The organism is Mesorhizobium sp. M4B.F.Ca.ET.089.01.1.1 (assembly GCF_004022605.1).
Taxonomy (GTDB): domain Bacteria; phylum Pseudomonadota; class Alphaproteobacteria; order Rhizobiales; family Rhizobiaceae; genus Mesorhizobium; species Mesorhizobium abyssinicae.
In genome coordinates, this window is record NZ_RZOS01000835.1 from 1 (window position 1) to 1,334 (window position 1,334).

General features: G+C 62.5%; 2 protein-coding genes and 1 pseudogene. 2 read left to right on the forward strand and 1 reads right to left on the reverse strand.

What is annotated here, in order from left to right; all coding sequences use genetic code 11:
- Both EN780_RS34335 and arsC read left to right on the forward strand, forming a co-directional pair.
- Positions 1 to 528, forward strand: a pseudogene (locus EN780_RS34335) (MIP/aquaporin family protein); the annotation flags it as partial.
- A complete protein-coding gene (gene arsC / locus EN780_RS34340; protein ID WP_128276466.1) occupies positions 525 to 935 on the forward strand; it encodes an arsenate reductase (glutaredoxin) in 411 nt (136 codons plus the stop codon). The pseudogene EN780_RS34335 and the gene arsC, both read left to right, overlap by 4 nt.
- A gap of 148 nt (positions 936 to 1,083) precedes the next feature.
- Here the strand turns inward: arsC and EN780_RS34345 are convergent.
- Positions 1,084 to 1,334 (reverse strand): hypothetical protein (locus tag EN780_RS34345; RefSeq protein WP_128276467.1); only part of this gene is annotated, 251 nt, incomplete at its 5' end.

Consider the following 1,334-nt stretch of genomic DNA (forward strand, 5'->3'; position numbering starts at 1 on the left):
GTTGATAACCATCGTTGGCCCCATCTCGGGCGCGCATTTCAATCCGGCGGTCTCACTGGTGTTTTGCTTGAACCGCACGCTGCCGGCCCGCGACCTGCCTGCCTATCTGGTCGCGCAACTCCTGGGCGGCATCGCTGGCACGCTCGCCGCGCACCTCGTGTTCGCTTTGCCGGTTCTGCAGATCTCGACCAAGCTGCGCGCCGGACCGGCGCAATGGTTCTCTGAAATGGTGGCCACATTCGGTCTCGTCGCGGTCATTCTCTGCGGGCTCAGGTTCGAGCAGCGAGCCGTGCCGTGGCTGGTCGGGCTCTACATCACCGCCGCCTACTGGTTCACCGCCTCTACGCCAATCCAGCGGTGGCGTTGGCGCGTTCGATTACCAACACATTCTCCGGCATCAGACCTATCGATCTGCCGGGCTTCATCGTCGCCGAGCTGCTTGGCGCCTTGCTCGCGCTGGCGCTGATGGGCTGGCTGCTGCGGCCCGGGATCATTCGGCAAGCCCAGCCACAAAAGGCACAGTCATGACGGTCACCATCTATCACAATCCCGCCTGCGGCACCTCGCGCAACACGCTCGCCATGATCCGCGCCAGCGGCGAAGGGCCGGTGGTGATCGAATATCTCAAGACGCCGCTGAGCCGCCAGCGGCTGCTGGAACTGATCGCGGCGATGGGCATCACCCCGCGCGAACTGCTGCGGGAGAAGGGCACGCCATACGCCGAGCTTGGCCTGGCCGACCGCAAATGGAGCGACGACGAGCTGATCGGTTTCATGCTCGCACACCCAGTCCTGATCAACCGGCCGATCGTCGAGACGCCAAAGGGCGCAAGGCTTTGCCGGCCTTCCAAGGCGGTGCTGCCGCTTCTCGAGCATCCGGTGCGCGAGTTCGTGAAGGAAGACGGCGAAAAAGTGGCGTACACGCCGCCGGCCTAGACCGGTAGCTGCTTCAATGAAGGCCTTTTGGCTGGCCGAGCGAGTCGACAAGGTGATGGGGTACGCTACCGACTTTCCGCCACCTCGCGCGTCGATACAAGAAAGGGTCTGACGCGGCTTCAGCAGGCCGTCATGACGACGACGTACATTACCGATGACGATCTGCGTTGATCCGATCGGCTCCTAAGAAAGACCTCCTGCCCGGCTTCGACGGGGCATTTTTAGCTTCAACAAGCGCCAGCTTCGAGCGGATAGCGCCAATCGCATTCACTATGGCATCGGCCGCGTGAAGGTCGAGCGCGATATCCAAAAGGCCTTCGGTCGTATGGATCGATAGGATGCCGAGAGCGCCCTTGTCGTCCTTCACCGTGCCGACGTGGATTTCGGTTGGCACGAAAG

Coding starts and splice junctions, on each gene's coding strand:
- arsC (WP_128276466.1), top strand. CDS start 525: ATGACGGTCACCATCTATCACAATCCCGCCTGCGGCACCTCGCGCAAC.